This window comes from Streptomyces sp. NPDC087270 (genome assembly GCF_044744625.1).
In the GTDB taxonomy this organism is placed as follows: Bacteria; Actinomycetota; Actinomycetes; order Streptomycetales; family Streptomycetaceae; genus Actinacidiphila.
This window is the reverse complement of sequence record NZ_JBIUYR010000007.1, coordinates 304,576-319,213: the sequence shown is the minus strand read 5'-3', so window position 1 is coordinate 319,213 and position 14,638 is coordinate 304,576. Positions and strand designations below refer to the sequence as shown.

General features: G+C 73.8%; 10 protein-coding genes. 4 read left to right on the top strand and 6 right to left on the bottom strand.

Annotated features, from left to right (window positions below; genetic code table 11):
- Window positions 1–338 precede the first annotated feature (338 nt).
- Window positions 339–2,444 carry a radical SAM protein gene (locus ACIPAE_RS16990; protein WP_402445787.1) on the top strand — a complete coding sequence of 702 codons (2,106 nt, stop codon included), beginning with the start codon at window positions 339–341 and terminating at the stop codon, window positions 2,442–2,444.
- A 289-nt stretch (window positions 2,445–2,733) separates the two neighbouring features.
- Here the strand turns inward: ACIPAE_RS16990 and ACIPAE_RS16985 are convergent, their stop codons facing one another.
- Both ACIPAE_RS16985 and rpe read right to left on the bottom strand, forming a co-directional pair.
- The gene (locus tag ACIPAE_RS16985; RefSeq protein ID WP_328473847.1) at window positions 2,734–3,735 is read right to left on the bottom strand and encodes a sugar-binding domain-containing protein; all 1,002 of its coding nucleotides are present in this window, start codon (window positions 3,733–3,735) and stop codon (window positions 2,734–2,736) included.
- A 238-nt stretch (window positions 3,736–3,973) separates the two neighbouring features.
- Complete coding sequence (gene rpe / locus ACIPAE_RS16980; RefSeq protein ID WP_329371664.1) at window positions 3,974–4,639, bottom strand: ribulose-phosphate 3-epimerase; 666 nt, start codon at window positions 4,637–4,639, stop codon at window positions 3,974–3,976.
- Between the two features lie 457 nt (window positions 4,640–5,096).
- On the opposite strand from rpe, the gene ACIPAE_RS16975 reads away from it, so the two are divergent.
- Both ACIPAE_RS16975 and ACIPAE_RS16970 read left to right on the top strand, forming a co-directional pair.
- Window positions 5,097–6,737: a glycoside hydrolase family 27 protein gene (locus tag ACIPAE_RS16975; protein ID WP_402445785.1), complete on the top strand. Its 1,641-nt coding sequence runs from the start codon at window positions 5,097–5,099 to the stop codon at window positions 6,735–6,737.
- A gap of 140 nt (window positions 6,738–6,877) precedes the next feature.
- Window positions 6,878–8,254 (top strand): Fic family protein, encoded by a 1,377-nt coding sequence (locus ACIPAE_RS16970; RefSeq protein WP_402445783.1) that lies wholly within the window; start codon window positions 6,878–6,880, stop codon window positions 8,252–8,254.
- Between the two features lie 30 nt (window positions 8,255–8,284).
- On the opposite strand, the gene ACIPAE_RS16965 is transcribed toward ACIPAE_RS16970, so the two are convergent.
- The 3 genes from ACIPAE_RS16965 to def form a co-directional block, all read right to left on the bottom strand.
- A complete protein-coding gene (locus ACIPAE_RS16965) occupies window positions 8,285–9,727 on the bottom strand; it encodes a transcription antitermination factor NusB (RefSeq protein WP_366410057.1) in 1,443 nt (480 codons plus the stop codon).
- A 70-nt stretch (window positions 9,728–9,797) separates the two neighbouring features.
- Complete coding sequence (gene fmt / locus ACIPAE_RS16960) at window positions 9,798–10,730, bottom strand: methionyl-tRNA formyltransferase (protein WP_328461463.1); 933 nt, start codon at window positions 10,728–10,730, stop codon at window positions 9,798–9,800.
- 97 nt (window positions 10,731–10,827) lie between these two features.
- A complete protein-coding gene (gene def / locus ACIPAE_RS16955) occupies window positions 10,828–11,373 on the bottom strand; it encodes a peptide deformylase (protein WP_402445780.1) in 546 nt (181 codons plus the stop codon).
- A 254-nt stretch (window positions 11,374–11,627) separates the two neighbouring features.
- Between def and ACIPAE_RS16950 the strand changes: the two genes are divergently transcribed.
- Window positions 11,628–12,104 (top strand): hypothetical protein, encoded by a 477-nt coding sequence (locus ACIPAE_RS16950; protein ID WP_366410056.1) that lies wholly within the window; start codon window positions 11,628–11,630, stop codon window positions 12,102–12,104.
- 331 nt (window positions 12,105–12,435) lie between these two features.
- Here ACIPAE_RS16950 and ACIPAE_RS16945 read toward each other — a convergent pair whose 3' ends face one another.
- Entirely contained in the window at window positions 12,436–14,589 is a 2,154-nt protein-coding gene (locus ACIPAE_RS16945) for a primosomal protein N' (RefSeq protein ID WP_329371655.1), read from the bottom strand.
- Between the last annotated feature and the right edge of the window lie 49 nt (window positions 14,590–14,638).

Sequence of the window (14,638 nt, the reverse complement as noted above, 5' to 3'; positions counted from 1 at the left end):
CGATCCCGGCCGCCGTGCCGGGTGAGGGCCCCGGCAGGTCTCCATCCCGGTCGGCAGGGCAATGCGGACTTCCCCTCGCGACCGCGCTCTCAGATCTTCGGGACCGGGTCGTCGTGTCTCCGGGATCAGGGGTCGGGCCGCCGTACCGTGTGCACCAACTACTGTTGCTCCACCTCTAGTTGCACACCTGTACCTGATTTCCAGTGCTTCGGGCCCACCGGCCGGCGACGGCCGGCGGACTCCCAGCACGGTCTGGAGTTCCATGGCCCGCCTGCTCCGGCCGGCCGGCGGGTTCTCCCCCACCGGCCAAGCACCCGAATTACGAGAAGGATTGTGAAATGACGTCAGCCGACGTGTCGACCAGGCCCGGTCCGCGCCCTGCCATCGATGAGCCGCGCCAAGTGCACCTGGTCGACCTGACCGTGATGCCAAGCGTCCGCTACAGCGCCGTACTCGGCTACATGCAGGCAGCCGCCCAGGCCGACCCGGAGCTCGCCGCGAGCTGCTCCTTCACCAAGCACGTGTACATGAAGGCCGGGGACGCCTTCGAGGGCGCCTGCGCCAAGGTGCTGGACGCCCTGGACAACCCCTTGGCCGTCGCCTTCACGGTGTACTACTGGAACCGGGCCAGCTCCACGGAGTTGGCCCGCAGGGTCAAGGAGCGCTGGCCGAACTGCCGCATCGTGCTCGGCGGCAACGACGTGACGCACCAGCAGGATGCCGTGTTCGCGGAGGCACCCTGGGTGGACGTCCTCGTCCACGGCGAAGGAGAGATCCGCTTCCGCGACCTGCTGCGGGTCTTCCTGCACCAGGAGGAGCGGGCCACTGCCGAGAAGGAACTGGCCGAAGTTCCCGGCATCAGCTTCCTGCGCACCGACGGCGAGGTGGAGACCACCGCCGAGGCCCCGCGCATCGCCGACTTCGACGAACTGCCCTCGCCGTTCGAGGGCGACGTCTGGTCCGACGAGGACATCGCGCGGTCCCAGATGCTGGTGTACGAGACCAACCGCGGCTGCCCCTACTCCTGCTCCTTCTGCTACTGGGGAACCGGGGCCACCAACTCCAGGGTCCGCCAGTTCTCGATGGAACGCATCAAGGCCGAACTGGAGCGGATCATCCGGGTCTGCGCCGACAACACCCGGATGTTCATCGCCGACGCCAACTTCGGCATGCTCGCCCGCGACGTCGAGATCGCCGAACACGTGGTGGAGCTGTGCCAGCGCTACAACAAGCGGCTGCTGGTGATGACCAACTGGGCGAAGAACACCAACGGCCGCGTCGTGGAGATCGCCAGCATCCTGTACAAGGCGGGGCTGACCGGCGCCATCACGCTGTCCGCGCAGTCCTTCAACGCCGAGGTGCTGCAGATCGCGAACCGGAAGAACATCCGGGTGTCGCACTACCGCCGGATGCAGACCCAGTTCCGCGCCCTGGACATCCCGACCTACACCGACCTCATCTGGGGCCTGCCCGGTGAGACCCTCGTATCACTCCTGGAGGGCATAGAGGAGGCGATAGCCTCCGGCGGCTCCCCCGTCGTCTACCCGCTGTTCCTGCTGAACAACACCGACTACACGCACGAGCGGTTCCGCGACGAGCACGGTCTGAGGACCACGCACATGCCCTGCGACCCGGGCAGCACGGACCTGTATTCCGATGTGGTGACCGAGCACTCGCGGATGCCGTTCGAGGACTGGCTCACCGGGATCGTGCTTCGGCTGCCGCTGACGCTCTTCCACAAGTGCCTGCTGCGCTGCACGCTGCGGGTGCTCGCCGAAACCTCCGGGGCGCGCACGGTCGACCTGCTCCAACTGCTCGAGACCTTCCTGCGCGAGAAGGTCGAGGACCCGGTCGTGGCCTGGCTGATGGCCGACTACGAGCGTGCCTGGCGCGAGCCGGACAACTTCGACGCCAAGACGATCTACGGCCACGCCGGGCGGTCGATGATCCAGGAGGAGATCCACTACCAGGCGATACTGCGCCGGATGGTGAGCGACGAGGGCCGCGCCGCCCGGCATGCCCGCGCCGCCGTGGACTTCCTGTACGAGGCGCTCGCCGAGCAGGGACGTCCGCTCCCGGACCGCGCCGAACTCGACAGGGTGACCGAACTGGACATGGCCGCGGCCGCGGTGTTCCGGGCCGGGATCACCCACGAGGCGGAGCAGCACGACATCGCCGTTCCGGCGCCGATGTACGAGGTGCTGCGGTCGTACGGCGACGTGCCCGCCCAGTCCGGCCTGGCCTCGTCGGCCGACGGCCTCGTGCACGGCCGGGTCGAGGTACCCGAGTTCCGTGCGCGCTACCCCTTCAGCCCGTACACGCTGTCCGTCTGGCATGCGAGCGGACGCCCCCTGCACGATGTCAACATCAGCCTGACCGTGCAGCAGCTGCCGGAACGCGACATGGACGAGGACGAGGCGGACGCGGTGTCCCACATCGCGTAGCCACCGACACCGAACGGTGCGGCGCCCGCCCCGCGGGGCGGGCGCCGCACCGTTCGCTCTCCGCCAACGCCCCTCGGGCTTCGGGCGGTTCATCCCGATCACCCGGGGCGGTCAGACCTACAAGTCGTTACCCGGGGCTCGTCCACCGTACTGGCGGAACCCTCCGGGGTGGTGCGGCCTCTTCCCCGGAAGAAGGGTGCGACCCGAAGGGGCGCGGGGACCGCGCGGGCAACCCACCACCGGCGGGTGGTCCCTCAACCGACGGAACCACGCACCCCGGAGGGTCACGCTAGCCACCCGTGGCCAGCGAACCGTCCGGGTCGACCCGGTCCAGCGCGGGCCGGGGCGCCGGCCCGGTGGAGTGCAGCAGGAAATCCGCCGCGGCCGTGTCCGTCACGAGGCTCGTCACCAACCCGGACCGCAGCACCGCGTTGATCGCCTCGGCCTTCCGCATCCCCCCGGCGATGGCGAGCACCTCCGGAATGCGGCGCAGCCGATCCGCGTCGATCGTGATGCACCGGTCCCGCAGATCCCGTCCGACCCGGCGCCCGCGGGCGTCGAAGAGGTGCGACGACATCTCCGCGGCCACCCCGAGGCTCGCGTAGTGCTCGCGCTCGGCACCGGAGACGGCGTCGTACACCGTGGAGATCCCGGCCTCCCACGAGCCGATCGAGACGACCGCGACGGTGACCTTCTCGAAGTAGCTCATCGCGGCGGCGATCTGGCCCTGGGCGCGGAGCGCGGCGGCGGTGGCGGGGTCGGCGAGCACCATGGGCGCGTACAGCGGGTGGGCCTCGCCGCCGGAGACGGCCGCGGCGGTGCGGACCGCCTCGACCGAGCCGCGCTCGGCGGTGCCGACGTCGTACACCCCGGTGAGCTGGACGACTGTGCAGGGCGCGAGCCGGTCCAGCGCGTTGGCCATGGTGATGATGGAGCGGCCCCAGGCGAGGCCGAGCACGTCGCCGTCGCTGACCAGCTCGCCGAGCAGGTCGGCGGCGACCGCGCCGAGGTTCTCCGGGTCGGGCGCGTCGGCCTGGTCGGCGGGGGTCTCCACGACGACCGCGTGCCGCAGCCCGTAGTGGGCGCGCAGCGCGTCGGAGCGCTCGGCGTCGAGCTCCGCGGGCACCCGGATCTCGATCCGCACCAGGTCGCGTTCGAGCGCGGTCTCCAGCACCCGGGCCACCTTGAAGCGGCTGACCCCGAACTCCTCCGCGATCTGGATCTTGGACTTGCCCTCCAGGTAGAAGCGACGTGCCATCGCCGCGGCCTGGACCATCTCGCCCGGGCCCATGCGCACCTGTGCGCGGCCTGTGCTCACGTCGGCTCTCCCCAGTCACCCATCTGATCAGCTCCGCTGCCATCTTCCCAGACGCCGGGGGTTACGGGCGCGTAGTCCGGGGCCGATCCGGCCGTACGGAGTGATCCGCTCCGACCGTTCGACCGCCGGTCCGCTGCCGTTCCCCCGGCGTACGGAACGCCGCCGTACCGGACGCCGCCGCGTGAGGCAGCACCATACGGCTCGCCGGCGCTCAGTGCGCGCCGGCCGCGTCGGCCTGCGCCCGCAGCGACCGGATCGCGGCGGCCGGATCGTCCGTGCCGTAGACCGCGGAGCCGGCCACGAAGACGTCGGCGCCGGCCTCGGCACAGCGCTCGATGGTCTCCGCGGAGACCCCGCCGTCGACCTGGAGCCACATCTCCAGGCCGTACTTGTCGATCAGTGCCCGGGTACGGCGGATCTTGGGCAGCATGATGTCGAGGAACGCCTGGCCGCCGAAGCCGGGCTCGACCGTCATCACCAGCAGCATGTCCAGCTCGGGCAGCAGGTCCTCGTACGGCTCGATCGGGGTGGCCGGCTTCAGCGCCATCGAGGCGCGGGCGCCCTTGGCGCGGATCTCGCGGGCCAGCCGGACCGGCGCGGCGGCGGCCTCCACGTGGAAGGTGACGGAGCCCGCGCCGGCCTCGACGTACCCCGGCGCCCAGCGGTCGGGCTGGTCGATCATCAGGTGGCAGTCGAGCGGGATGTCCGTGGCCCGGCCCAGCGCCTCGACCACCGGCAGGCCCAGTGTCAGGTTCGGCACGAAGTGGTTGTCCATCACGTCGACATGGAGCCAGTCGGCGCCCTTGGCCGCGTCGGCCGCCTCGGCGAGCCGGGCGAAGTCGGCGGACAGGATGCTGGGGTTGATCTGCGCGGTCATGGTGCCCAAGCAAACCAGATCCGACGCGCGCGTGTGCGACGGCCCGTGACCGCGGGGTGCGGGCCGGCCGGTCCGCGGGGCCGCTACGGGGCGGGCGCGGGCCGGGCGCGGGCCGGGCGGGGGCCGGGCGGGCGAAGGGGCGCGCGCCGCGGAAAGCGCGCGAGCCGCCGTGGGCAGGGGCGTGAGCAGGGCACGGGCACGACGCGGGCAGGGGCGTGAGCAGGGCACGAGCACGGCGCGGGCAGGGGCGTGGCCGGCGGCTGTGGTACCTCCCGGTAACCCGCCGCGGCGCACTCCCGTCAGAACTCTTGACGGAGTATCAACACAAGCCGACACTTCGTCGTGCCGACTTCCAACACCGTCGGTCATTTTGCAACACGCGGCGGTGGGCGCCGCCCGCTCCGCGCCCCATTCACGGTGCCCGCGCGCCCCTCCCCCCACCGAAGGAGACGGCACGATGCGCCCCACAGCACCCGCACGACCAGCGCTCCCGCACGGGTACGCGCGCCCGCTCCGCCGGCCGCTGGCGGCAGCGGTCGCGGCCCTGCTGATGCTCTCCCTGCTCGTCCTGTTCGGCTCGACCCCCCGGGCGCACGCCCTGGACAACGGCCTGGCCCGTACGCCCCCGATGGGCTTCAACGACTGGAACGCGTTCGGCTGCAACGTCAGCGAGCAGCTCATCGAGCAGACCGCGGACTACCTGGTCTCCTCGGGCCTGAAGGACGACGGGTACACCTACGTCAACATCGACGACTGCTGGATGACGAAGAACCGCGACTCGGCCGGGAACCTCGTGCCCGACCCGGCGAAGTTCCCCGACGGGATCAGCGGCACCGCGGCGTACGTCCACGCCAAGGGCCTCAAGCTCGGCATCTACGAGAGCGCCGGCACCGCCACCTGCGCCGGCTACCCCGGCAGCCTCGACCACGAGCAGCAGGACGCGAACAGCTTCGCGTCCTGGGGCGTGGACTACCTGAAGTACGACAACTGCAACAACCAGGGCGTGCCCTGGGAGCAGCGCTACGACGCCATGCGGGACGCGCTCGCCAGTACCGGCCGGCCCATCGTCTTCAGCATGTGCGAGTGGGGCGAGGACAACGTGTGGACCTGGGGGGCCGCCACCGGCAACCTGTGGCGCACCACGGGTGACATCAACGCGTCGTTCGGTTCGATGCTGTCGATCTACCACAGCAACGTGCAGCTCGCGCAGTACGCCGGCCCGGGCGCCTGGAACGACCCGGACATGCTGGAGGTCGGCAACGGCATGTCCTTCACGGAGGACCGCAGCGAGTTCAGCCTGTGGGCGGAGATGGCCGCGCCGCTGATCGCCGGCACCGACCTGCGCTCGGCCACCCCGGCCACGCTGTCGCTTTACGGCAACAAGGCGGTCATCGCGGTCGACCAGGACTCGCTGGGCAAGCAGGGCACCCAGGTGTCGTCCTCCGGCGGGCTCGACGTGCTCACCAAGCCGCTGTCCAACGGCGACGTGTCGGTGGCGCTGTTCAACGAGAACTCCGGCACGGCCACCATCAGCACCACGGCCGCCGCGGTCTCCGCACCGTCCGCCTCGTCGTACAAGCTGACCAACCTGTGGACCAACGAGGTCAGCACCACCAGTGGCGCGATCTCGGCCTCCGTGCCCGGCCACGGCACCGTGATGTTCCGGGTCTCCCCCGGCAGCGGCAGCAGCGTCGGCACCACCCACCCGCTGCTCGGCGCCTCCTCGCACCGCTGCCTGGACGCGAACGGCGGCGCGACCGCCCCCGGCACCGCGATCGACATCTGGGACTGCGACGGCGGCAGCAACCAGGCCGTCACCCTCACCTCGGCCGGTGAACTGCGGCTGTACGGCGGGACCCAGTGCCTGGACGCCTACGACAACCAGACCACCTCCGGCACCAAGGTCGAGCTGTGGTCCTGCAACGGCGGCGCCAACCAGCAGTGGCACCTCAACCCGGACGGCACCATCACCGGCACCCAGTCCGGCCTGTGCCTCGACGTCACCGGCGGCGACAAACCGGCCGGCAACGCCAACGGCACCGCGCTGGAGCTGTGGACCTGCAACGGCGGCGCCAACCAGCAGTGGAGCCTGTCCTGACCCCACCCCTCCGAACCGCGGCCCCCGGCGCGCACCACACCCGCGCCGGGGGCCGCCCCCTGCTCCACCGGGCCCCGGGTTCACACCGGGATCGCAAAACCCCGTGGGCGAACGCCCGTTGCCCGTGCCATGCTCGCGCCGTGGTCTCGACCTTCAACCCCGGCCTGCTGACGTGGGACGACGTGGACCCCGCCCGTCACCCTTTCGACAGCCGGTCCGCGGCACGGGTGGTGCACGCGCTCGGACCGGCCCGGCGCGTCCCGCACCGTCCTGACGTCCCCTTCCGCGACCCGGAGCACGTCGCCTGGTCGTGGCACGAGGCCCGCCTCTGGGCCGACGCGATGTCCCACGCCCTCGCCGAGCACTACGGCGACTGGGCCGTGGGCTGGCGCTGGTCACGGGACGAGGGAGACTTCGACGGAGGGCCGGTCAGCCACTGGTGCTGCCCGCGCGACTCGGTCACCACCCCGCAGGAGACGCTCGACCGGGTCGTGGCGGCGCTGTGCGAGTGGCGCGCGTGGCTGGAGAGCCTCGCAGACCGCTTCGCGGTCTACCCGCTGGAGCTGGCGGACATCGAGAACCAGCGTGTCCTGTGGGAGTCCGTATCCCGGAACCTGATCCTGCAGGTCGTCGACCGCACCGGCTGCGGCAGCGGGTGGTACGGACACTGCCGGCAGGTGCTGACCTGGTTCCTCAGCCGTGCCGCGGTGGCGCCCGACATCGCCCAGCGGCTCGTCGACCAGGCGATCGGCGGCCGGTTCAACAGTTGGACCGGTCCCGACACGCTGCTGGTGAACGACATCGTGGAGAAGCTCGCGCTGTCCGTGCGGCCGGAGGACGCCGCGCCGCCTGTCCGCCGGCTGCCGGACCACCTGGAACGCTGGCTCGCGGTGCGCGCGACGGTGCCGTGGGACCAGGACCCGGGCGGCGGCGGGGAAGGACCGGTGGCACCGCCGCGAGACGGCGCGGCGGAGGATGTCCGCGCGTTCGACGGCGCCCTGGACCCCGCCCGCGCGGAGGGCCTGCTCATCGCGCTGGAGCTGGTGCGGGCGGACGCCGCGCGCGGCGCCGTCCTCGACTTCGCGCTGCTGCGTGGCTGGCATCGGCATGTCCTGGGCACCCCGGCCGGCTCGCCGCCACCGGCGTTCCGCACCTTGCCCGCCTTCGCCAAGGAGGGCCGGGAGCGCTACGGCATCGGCCCGGACACCCGCGCGCGGTTCGACGCGTGCCTGGCCGAAAGCGCGCGGGGCGACGGGCAGGACCTCGCGCCGGCGGCCCGCGCCGCACGCGCGTACCTCGACGTCTGCTTCTTCCACCCCTTCGACGACGGCAACGCCCGCTGCGCGTTCCTCGTCCTCGTCTTCGTCCTCGCCCGCGAGGGCGTCACGCTCGGCAGCGTCAGCCTGATCCGCCGTGTCGTCCGCTGGGCGGACCGCCCGGAGGACGCGTACCTCCTCGCCCGCTACATCGGCCACCACATCAGTGACGCCCGCCGCCTGGCGGCCGCCGGCCGCTGACGACCCCGCGGCGGTCCGGGGGTCAGCGGGTCAGCGGCGGCGGAGGAGGGAGAGGTACATCGCGTCGGTGCCGTGGAGGTGCGGCCACAGCTGGATGTCGGGACCGTCGCCGAGGGCGGGGACGCCGGGGAGCAGGGGGCGGGCGTCGACGGGGTCGGCGTCGGGGGCCTGCGAGGAGCGCAGCACGTCGTCGACGACCGCGCGGGTCTCGGCCAGGTGCGGGGAGCAGGTCGCGTACGCGACCACCCCGCCGGGCCGTACCGCCGTCAACGCCTCGGTGAGCAGGGCGCGTTGGAGCGGTCCAAAGCCGCCGACGTCTTCCGCGCGGCGCCGCCAGCGCGCTTCCGGGCGGCGGCGCAGCGCGCCCAGACCGGTGCAGGGCACGTCGACCAGCACCCGGTCGAAGGAGCCGGGCCGCCACACCGGGCGGGTGCCGTCCGCGACGACCACCTGATAGGGGCCCGGGTTGCCGTGCAGCGCGCGGCCGACCAGGCGGGCCCGGTGCGGCTGCTTCTCCGCGGCGACCAGCAGCGCGCCGCGCTCGGCGGCCAGCGCCGCGAGCAGCGCCGCCTTCCCGCCGGGGCCCGCGCAGCCGTCGAGCCAGCGCGTGTCGGGACCGTCCAGCGGCGCCGCGGCCAGCGCGGCGGCGACCAGTTGGCTGCCCTCGTCCTGGACCCCGGCGTCCCCGTCGCGGACCGCCGGCACCGCGGCCGGGTCGCCGCCCTCGGCGAGCCGGAGCGCGTAGGGCGACCAGCGGCCCGGTTCGGTCGTCTCCGGGGGCAGTGACGCGGCGATCTGCTGCGGGGTGCTGCGGCCCGGGCGGGCCACCAGCGTGACCTCGGGCCGCTCGTTGTCGGCCGCGAGCAGGTCCTCGATGCCGGCCCGGCCGCCGCCGAGCGCGTCCCACAGCGCCGTCACCACCCAGCGCGGGTGCGAGTGCACCACGGCCAGGTGGTCCTCCGGGTCCTCGTCGTACGGCGGGGCGACCTGCGCCAGCCATCCGTCCAGGTCCTGCGCGGAGATCCGGCGCAGCACCGCGTTCACGAACCGCGCCCGCCCGTCGCCCAGCACCACCCGGGCCAGCTCCACGCTCGCGGAGACCGCGGCATGCGTGGGGATTCGGGTGCCGAGCAACTGGTGGGCGCCCAGCGCCAGTACGTCCAGGACCGGCGGGTCCACCTCGCGCAGCGGGCGGTCCACGCAGGCCGCGATCACCGCGTCGTACGTGCCCTGGTGGCGGAGCGTGCCGTACACCAGCTCGGTGGCGAGCGCCGCGTCCCTGCGGTCGAAGGTGCGGCCCTTCTTCACCGCCTCCTGCTCCGCGGCGCGCAGCAGCCCCGGCAGCACCAGGTTCGCGTACGCGTCCCGCTCCCCCACCGCCCGCAGCGCCTCGAACGCCAGCACCCTGACGGGGTCCTTCTGCGGACGGCGGTACGGCTTGCCCTGCGTGCTCTTCAAAGGTGCTCCGGTCATGTCTTACGGGGGTACGGCTCGCCTACAAGCGTAAGGGGCCGCACTTGCGGAACAGGGCGGCGCGGGGGGCTCAGGCCCCGAACCGGCTCCCGGGTTCGATCCGGGTGCCCCGGGCCCAGTCCGCGGCCCCCATCATCTTCTTGCCGACCGCCTGCACGTCGCCGAGCCGGACCGGGTGGCTGCCGGTGCCCACGAAGACGGCCTTCTTGGTGACCGAGATCTCCCCGGGCGCGAGGGCCTCCGCGTCGGGCTCGGGAACGACCGGCCCGAGCTTGACCCGCTCACCGGCAAGCAGCGTCCACGCCCCAGGGGCAGGCGTACACCCCCGGATGAGCCGGTCGACGCGCAGCGCGGGCGCGGTCCAGTCGACGGCCGCGTCCTCGACGGTGAGTTTGGGCGCGACGGTGATCCCGTCGGCGGGCTGCGGCCGGCCGACGAGGTCGCCGCTGTCGATGCCGTCCATCGTGGCGACCAGCAGCCGCGCCCCGCTGTGCGAGAGCCGCGTCAGCAGGTCACCGCTGGTGTCGCGGGGCCGGATCTCCTCGGTGACGACTCCGTAGACCGGCCCGGAGTCCAGTCCCTGCTCGATGAGGAAGGTGGACGCGCCGGTCACCTCGTCCCCGGCCATCACGGAGTGCTGCACGGGCGCGGCGCCGCGCCAGGCGGGCAGCAGCGAGAAGTGCAGGTTCACCCAGCCGCGGGCGGGCACGTCGAGCGCCACCTTCGGCAGGAGTGCGCCGTAGGCGACGACCGGGCAGCAGTCCGGGCCGATCTCCCGCAGCCGGGCCAGGAAGTCCTCGTCACGCGGCCGGGCCGGCTTGAGCACCTCGATCCCGGCCTCCTCGGCACGCTGCGCGACCGGGCTGGCCAGCAGCTTGCGGCCGCGGCCGGCGACCGCGTCGGGCCGGGTGACGACGGCGACGACCTCGTGCCGGTCGGAGGCGAGCAGGGCGTCCAGTGCGGGTACGGCGACCTCGGGGGTGCCGGCGAAGACGAGCTTCATCGTGCGGGGTGTACCTCTCGGTGGGCGGCGGCTCGGCGGGTGACGGTACGGCGGGTGTCGGCTCGGCCGGCGGGGGCTCGGTGGGCGGCCGCACGGCTCACAGGGCGCGGCCGAACGTGTCGTGCGGCGAGATCTTCACCCGCGGGGCGCCCTGGGCGCCCCAGTCGGCCTCGCGGATCGCCTTCATCGCCTCCTTGCGCCGCTCGGCGTCGAGCCGGTCGACGAAGATGATGCCGTCGAGGTGGTCCGTCTCGTGCTGGATGCAGCGGGCCAGCCGCTGGGTGCCGTCGAGGGTGACCGGGTCGCCGTACATGTTGAAGCCCCGGGCCACGACGCCGTACGCGCGCTCGCAGTCGTAGGTGAGGCCGGGCAGCGACAGGCAGCCCTCGGGGCCGTCCTGCGACTCGTCGCTGAGCGTGAGTTCGGGGTTGATCAGATGGCCGAGTTCGCCTTCGACGTTGTAGGTGAACACCCGCAGGGACACGCCGAGCTGGGGCGCGGCCAGGCCGGCGCCGGGGGCCTCCAGCATGGTGTCGGTCAAGTCCTTGACGAGGGTGCGCAGTTCGAGGTCGAAGGTGGTGACCGGCTGCGCCGTCATGCGCAGCACCGGGTCGCCGAACAGGCGGATGGGCTTGACGGACACGGGCAGGGTCTCCTGGGGCGGTCGGGACGCCGGGCGCACCACGGGCGGACGGCGGGCGGGGGTCAATTCTAGGGCGGTCCGCGACAGGGAGTGCACGCGGACGGCGCGCGCCCCCGGGGCGGCCGCCGCGCCGGTCGGGCGTGACTCCTGGGGGCGGTGGCGCGTTGGTCAAGAGAGTTTGACCGAAATCGGGCTCGCACACGGCTGCAACGTGCGGCCCGATCCTTGTCATCGTCGGTTGGAGAGGCTTGTTGATGCCCGACCACGCAACTCCCGATGCTCAGGCACGGGCCAGCCTGCACCTGCTGGTGCGGGACATCGAACGGGTCCGCCGGCAGGTGGACGCGCTGCGGACCCTGACCGCCCAGCTCGGGAACGTCTACCGACCGCGGCGCGGCGGGCCCTCGGCCGGGTTCGTGGTGTACGGGCGGGCGCCGGCTCCGACGGTGCGGCTCGCCCAGGAGTTGCGGGACAGTGTGGAGACCCTGGTGACGGCCGCGGTGGAGTTCGACCGCTCGCTCGGGTTCTCCTGGGACGCGGTGGGGTCCGCGCTGGGGGTCACGAAACAGGCGGTGCACCGCCGGTACGGGTCCCGGCGGGCTCCTGCGGAGGGCTCCACGCCAACCGTGCCCGCGGCCCGCACCGTGGAGGAGGATCAGCCGGTGCAATCCGTTGGCACGGGGCCTGAACGGACCCACGGCGCCCCCTTCCCCAGCCCCCGCATGCCCTGACCCACAACGGCCCCCCGCCCCCGGCCCCCGGACGCCCCGACGGACAACGGTTCGCCCCACCCCGGGCCTCGGACGCCCCGACGAGCAACGGCGCCCCCTTCCCCGGGCGCCGGACGCCCCGACGCACGACGGTTCGCCCCAGGGGCGCGGGGAACTGCGCGACAAGCCCACCACCGGCCGGTGGTCCGGACACGACAGCAACTGCCCCTTCGGGCCGGTGGCGACGCGCGCCACCATCGCGGCTGGGCACTGGGGGTCCCCCCTCTGGGGGAGTTCCCCGCGCCCCTGGATGGTGGACGTCTTCCACGCGGCGCCGCAGGCGCCGCGCGGCCTATCCGATGTCGGGTGGGTCCATGCGGAGTTGGAGGGGAGCCGTGTTCCCGCTGCGAGCCGCACGCGCGACCTGCGCGGCCTTGAGCGCGGCGGCGAGCGCGGCTCCGGTGCCCGGGGGCACCCGGAAGAGCAGGCGCTCCCAGGGCTCGGTGCCGGCAGGGCGCCGTACGGGCACGGGCCCGAGCAGATCGGTGCCCGGGGGGAGGCGGACCAGATCGGCGAACTCGGCCACCGCCGCCGGCGGCCCGGCGACCGCCGCCATCCGGGCCACCGGCGGAAAGCGCAGCTCGGCACGTTCGGAGAGCTCGCGCACGGCGTGCCCGGCCGGGTCCCACCGGACCAGCGCCTGCACCGGCCGCAGCGTCGGCTCGGCCAGCACCACGACGGTGCCGCCCTCCCCCGCCGGCCGGACCAGGGCCGCGGCCAGCGCCCACCGCCGCAGCGCCTCCTCGGCCGCGCGCAGATCCGGGCGGCCCAGCAGCGCCCAGCCGTCCAGCAGGAGCGCCGCCGCGTAACCCTCGTCCGCGACCGGCTCGGCCCCGGGCGTGGCGATCACCAGCGCGGGAGCGCCGCCGACCGTGGCCAACACGGTGTCCCGCCCCGACGTCCGCACCGGCACCCGGGGGAAGGCCCGCCCCAGCTCCTCCGCCGTCCGCCGTGCCCCCACCACCCGCGCCCGCAGCCGGAACCCCCCGCACTCCTGGCAGTGCCAGTCCGCCGCCGGCCGCCCGCACCACCCGCACGCGGGAGTGCCGCCCTCCTCGCGCACCTCCAGCGGCCCGGCGCAGGCCGCGCAGCGGGCCGGGGCCCGGCAGGTGTCGCAGCCCAGCCGGGGTACGTAGCCGCGCCGCGGCACCTGGACCAGCACCGGGCCGCGGGCCAGCGCGTCGCGGGTGACCTGCCACGCCAGCGACGGCAGCCGGGCCGCGCGGGCCGCCTCGTCGCGTGCCTGGTCCAGGTCGCCGACCGTACGGACCAGTGGCGCGGCCGCCCGCACCTGCTCGCGGGCGGCGGCCAGCGGCAGCGCCCAGCCGCTGTCGACGAGCTGCGCGCCCTCGACGGTGGTGGTGACCCCGCCGAGCAGGAACGCGGTGCGCTCCTCGCGGGCCCGCAGCAGCAGCACGTCACGGGCGTGCGGCTGCGGGGCGTGCGGCTCGGCGTGGCTGGAGTCGCCGTCGTCCCACAGGGCGACCAGGCCGAGGTCGGCCACGGGTGCGAACATCGCCGCGCGGGTGCCGACCACCGCTTTGACGGTGCCGCGGCTGACCGCGAGCCAGCGCCGGTAGCGCTCCTCGGGACCGGCGTCTGCGGTGAGCAGGACATGGCGGCCGGCGCCGAGCAGTTCGGTGAGGGCCGCGTCGACGCGCGCGGCGCTGCGCCCGTCGGGCAGCACGGCGAGCGCGCCGCGCCCGGAGGCGAGTGTGGTGGCCAGCGCGGTGGCCAGTTCCTGCGGCCAGTGCGGGCCGGGCAGCGCCAGCCACACCGCGCGGGGGGTGTCGCCGCGGGCGAGTGCCTGCAGGTAGGCGGGGCCGGTGGCGTACCGGGACCAGGTGGCGGGCGGCGGCACCGCCGGATCGGGGCGGGGGTCGGGCGAGGGGTCGCGCTCGGCCCGGGCCATCCGGGGCGGCACGGCGAGCTGCACCACGTCGGCGAGCGCGCCCGCGTACCGGTCGGCGACCTGGCGGCACAGCCGCAGCAGCGGCGCGGTGAGCACGGGCTCGGTGGACAGCACCTGGGCCAGCGGTGCGAGCGGGCCCGCGTAGTCGCTGTCGGTACGGCGCTCGACCACGAAGCCGTCGTGCAGGGTGCCGCCCTCGCGGCGGCCCTTGACCACGCGCGCGCCGAACCGGACCCGCACCCGCACCCCGGGCTGGGCGTCAGCGTCCATGGCGGCGGGCACCGCGTAGTCGAAGAACTGGTCGAGGTGGACCAGGCCCTTGTCGACCAGCACCCGGGCCACCGGAAGACCCTCGGCGAGCGCGGCCCCGCGCCAGGTGCGCGGCTTGGCCCGCGGCTGCTGGGACTTGCGGACCGTCTCCCGGATCAGCGCGAGCTGCTCCCCGCTCCCGCTGCTGTGCCCCGCCTCGGAGGGCTCGCCGCCCCCGGCCGCCTCCTCGGAGGCCCCCCGCTCGGGTCCGTTGTCGCCGCTCACCCTGTGATTCTTACCAGACGTCCACGACAGCACCGCGCCCCTGGACGGG